This window comes from Salinibacterium sp., from assembly GCF_031364185.1.
Lineage (GTDB): Bacteria > Actinomycetota > Actinomycetes > Actinomycetales > Microbacteriaceae > Rhodoglobus.
In genome coordinates this window covers 1-3135 of the sequence record NZ_JANLVV010000179.1, presented here as the reverse complement: position 1 = coordinate 3135, position 3135 = coordinate 1, and the positions used below count along the sequence as shown (strand labels likewise).

4 protein-coding genes and 1 pseudogene are annotated in these 3135 nt (G+C 60.6%); 3 read left to right on the top strand and 2 right to left on the bottom strand.

Going from position 1 to position 3135, the window contains the following annotated elements; genetic code table 11:
• The first annotated feature begins 360 nt into the window (after positions 1-360).
• Positions 361-1185: an NAD(P)H-binding protein gene (locus RMN95_RS07995; protein ID WP_309616408.1), complete on the top strand. Its 825-nt coding sequence runs from the start codon at positions 361-363 to the stop codon at positions 1183-1185.
• A 47-nt stretch (positions 1186-1232) separates the two neighbouring features.
• Positions 1233-1457, top strand: coding sequence for a PLD nuclease N-terminal domain-containing protein (locus tag RMN95_RS07990; protein ID WP_309616407.1), 225 nt, complete (start codon positions 1233-1235; stop codon positions 1455-1457).
• 318 nt (positions 1458-1775) lie between these two features.
• On the opposite strand, the gene RMN95_RS07985 is transcribed toward RMN95_RS07990, so the two are convergent.
• Together RMN95_RS07985 and RMN95_RS17135 are read right to left on the bottom strand one after the other, a co-directional pair.
• Positions 1776-2240, bottom strand: coding sequence for an SDR family oxidoreductase (locus RMN95_RS07985; protein ID WP_309616409.1), 465 nt, complete (start codon positions 2238-2240; stop codon positions 1776-1778).
• A 332-nt stretch (positions 2241-2572) separates the two neighbouring features.
• A pseudogene (locus RMN95_RS17135) lies at positions 2573-2695 on the bottom strand (DUF302 domain-containing protein); the annotation flags it as partial.
• Positions 2696-2834: 139 nt separating this feature from the next.
• Here RMN95_RS17135 and RMN95_RS07980 point away from each other — a divergent pair.
• On the top strand, positions 2835-3135 hold a 301-nt coding region (locus RMN95_RS07980), incomplete at its 3' end, for a MarR family transcriptional regulator (RefSeq protein WP_309616406.1).

Below are 3135 nucleotides of genomic sequence, written 5' to 3'. Positions count from 1 at the left end.
GTCAAATCGATTCTTCTCGTGTTCGCGTCCCGGCATCGAATGGAGACGTCCATCTCAGCCATCACCTTGACCGACATACGACCGGAAGCATCATGACGAACATCCGCACCACCACGCTCCCGGAGGTTGTCACCGAATTTCTCGAGCGGTCCACAGGGCCCGTCCCGGCGACGGCAATCACCCGTTTCGGACCACCGCAACCGTCACCGACAGCGGCACCCAGTACTCCGGGAAGAGCGACCTACTCGATTTCCTCACGCGGGCGAGCACCGAGTTCGCCTACACCAGCACCCTGATCGGCGAGCTCGTCATTTCCTGACACCATTCCCTGCATCACCGCTCGAAAGTCGAAGCACCCCTATGAACACCTACCTCATTATCGGCGGGACCGGCAAGGTCGGCGGGCGATTGGCGCAGATCTTGCGAAAGACATCACACACGGTTCGGATCGCGAGCCGAAGCGGCGGAGACGTGCGTTTCGATTGGCGGGACTACGGCACCTACCGACACGCTCTCGCCGGTGTCGACGGTGTATTTTTGGTCGGTCCCGGCAGCGCAACCGACTGGTCCGAAAACCTGACAGAGTTTTTGGCAGCCGCTGAAATGGAGGGCGTCGGCCGGGCGGTATTCCTCTCCGCGCGAGCAGTCGAATTTCTCCCGGGGGGCGCCGTCGATCTCGCAGAGGGGGCGCTTCGAGCGGGACCGATATCCTGGACCATCCTTCGACCGACACACTTCGCCCAAAACTTCACCGAAGCCATGTTCGCTCCCGTGGATGGAGAGGTTCGCGCCCCGGTAGCGCACGGTACCGAGCCCTTCATTGACATAGAAGACCTCGCCGAAGTGGCTGCGGCTGTGCTCATCAGTCCGAGCTACGACGGCGACACAATCGAGATTTCCGGGCCGAGCGCGATCAGCTTCGATGAAGCGGTGGCCCTGCTCGGACAGCACGCTGGCCAAGCATTCACGTTCGTGCACGAACTCCCCGCCCAACACGAAGTCCGCCTGGGCGAAGCCGGTACGCCGGAAGGGTACATCGCATGGCGAATGGCAATGCTCGGAGCAATCCACCGTGGCGACGACGCGTACCTGAGCGACGGTGTGCAGCGAGTATTGGGCCGGCCTGCGACCTCATTCTCGGATTGGGCCCGTCGTGAGGCCGCATCCTTCAGTCGCAACACCTAATCGCTTGTCAACCAACAACCGTTCGTCTACAGAAAAAAGGTAAGAAAATGGACACCACCAATATTGTGCACGTTGTGATTCTCGTCGTCGTCTTTGCGGCGTGGATTGCGCTGTGGATAACCGCTGTCGCGAGCATCTTTCGAAATCGCGCCACCACCTCGTTCGAGCGCGGCATCTGGACCGCGGTGGTGATCGTGTTGCCGTTCCTCGGACCACTGATCTGGTTCGCGTGGGGGCGCACCCGAGCTCGCGTCCCCGCTAAGCAGGCTTGACATCGCACCGACCTGCCCAGGGCCGCAGACTGAAAAGCCGTTCGGGATCGTGATCAGACTCAAAGCTCAGATACACGCCGTCCATAACGTCCTGCACCGACGCCCACGCCAGGTCACGACGGGAGGTGACAACCGCGATTGAGAAGTTCTGGTGCCTGTGGGCGTACGCGGTCGCATCCGCTGACACATCATTGATCGCACCGCCCACAGACCGGATCTGAACCATCTGCGCTGCACCGTTTGTTGGCCGTCACGGGGCATATCCGTGGTGACGGGCACCGTTGCGTATGCGGTGACCTGAGCTCGTTTTCCCACGATTCACGGCAGACCCAGAAATGGCTGCAGAGCAGGGGATGCCGCATCACTGTCGTCTCCTGCGAAGACGATGTTCGCTTGGGCGAACGGAGTGCCTCCACGCCCCACATAGAGGAAGGCAGAGTCCTGCCGCGGTGCATTTCGGCGGCCAGATCCTTCAAGCTCTACGGCCAGGGTTCGGGTGAGAGATTTCGTCGCTGCGGCCGTGAGCGCCACACCTCCGCTGCCGGGGAACAGAATTTCTGCGCTCATTCCGTTGAGTTGCACGAGCACACCATGGGGTGCCAGAGCCGGGATGAGCGACCGAAACAGGCGGAACACCGCGGTCAGATTGCCTTCCACCAGCCGATGCCACTCGTCGTCAGACAGCGACATGAACGCCTTTCGTCCCTGTACACCCCAGGACGCGACGCTGACCACCACACCATCGAACGGCCCTGATCTCGCCCGGTCGCGACGACCGTGCAGCCATCAGCGAACAGCGCCAGATGATCAGCGAGAGTATCGAGAGCATCGCCGCGCGCGTCCAATTGAGCGGGAGTGACCGCTTGCGAGAACCATTTGCGTGCCGACGTGAGGTGCGGGCCAATCGCCCGAGCATACTCAGAGGGCCGGACCCCGTCGACTCCCTCGAGATAGAGATGAGCGAGCACCGAGAATTCCGCATCGGAGAGCCGGGCCTCGGCCCAGAGATCCCGGCCAACCTCACGACGCCACACTTACACGACGGTCTGGAGAGTCTCCCAGACGTGTAGCTCGTGAGGAGTCCTGTTTACTGACATGTCAGCTTTTACTACATATTACTGACACATCACGTAAAACGCCTGCCTATGCATCCATTGATCATGCGGATCGCGGTAGCTGACACTGGTCGTTCCCCGATCATCCCGGATCAGTATCCGGAGCGGCAGGTCAATGCCCGATTTCGGGTCATCCCTGCTTCGCGCGCCGCGGCATGATCAATCACAGCGAAACCGCAGTGCTTCGTGCACTCGGGCGACCACATTGTCATTTCAGATTAACTATGGAGCTGGTGACATTTACGTGTATATACTTACATTTATGATGACCGAGTGTTATTCCACAACAATCCGGGCCGCGACGCGCAAGATCACTGGAATGTACGATGCCGCGTTGGAACCAGCTGGGGTCACCATCGCGCAGCTGGCGTTACTGCGCAGACTCAGCGACGAAATCGCGTTATCGGTTGAAGACCTCGCCCGCACCGCGGAGCTCGAACGCTCGAGCGCCGCACGCAATGTCCGCGTCCTGGAGAAGCAGGGCCTCGTCAGCATCGGCGTTGGTCATTCCATGGGCGCCATGCTCACGATTCTTCAGCAGGCCGAGTTTCACCAGCATGCGG

What these genes read in the sequence shown, in the direction of transcription:
- RMN95_RS07995 (WP_309616408.1), top strand. Translation starts at nt 361, where the DNA reads ATGAACACCTACCTCATTATCGGCGGGACCGGCAAGGTCGGCGGGCGA.
- RMN95_RS07990 (WP_309616407.1), top strand. Translation starts at nt 1,233, where the DNA reads ATGGACACCACCAATATTGTGCACGTTGTGATTCTCGTCGTCGTCTTT.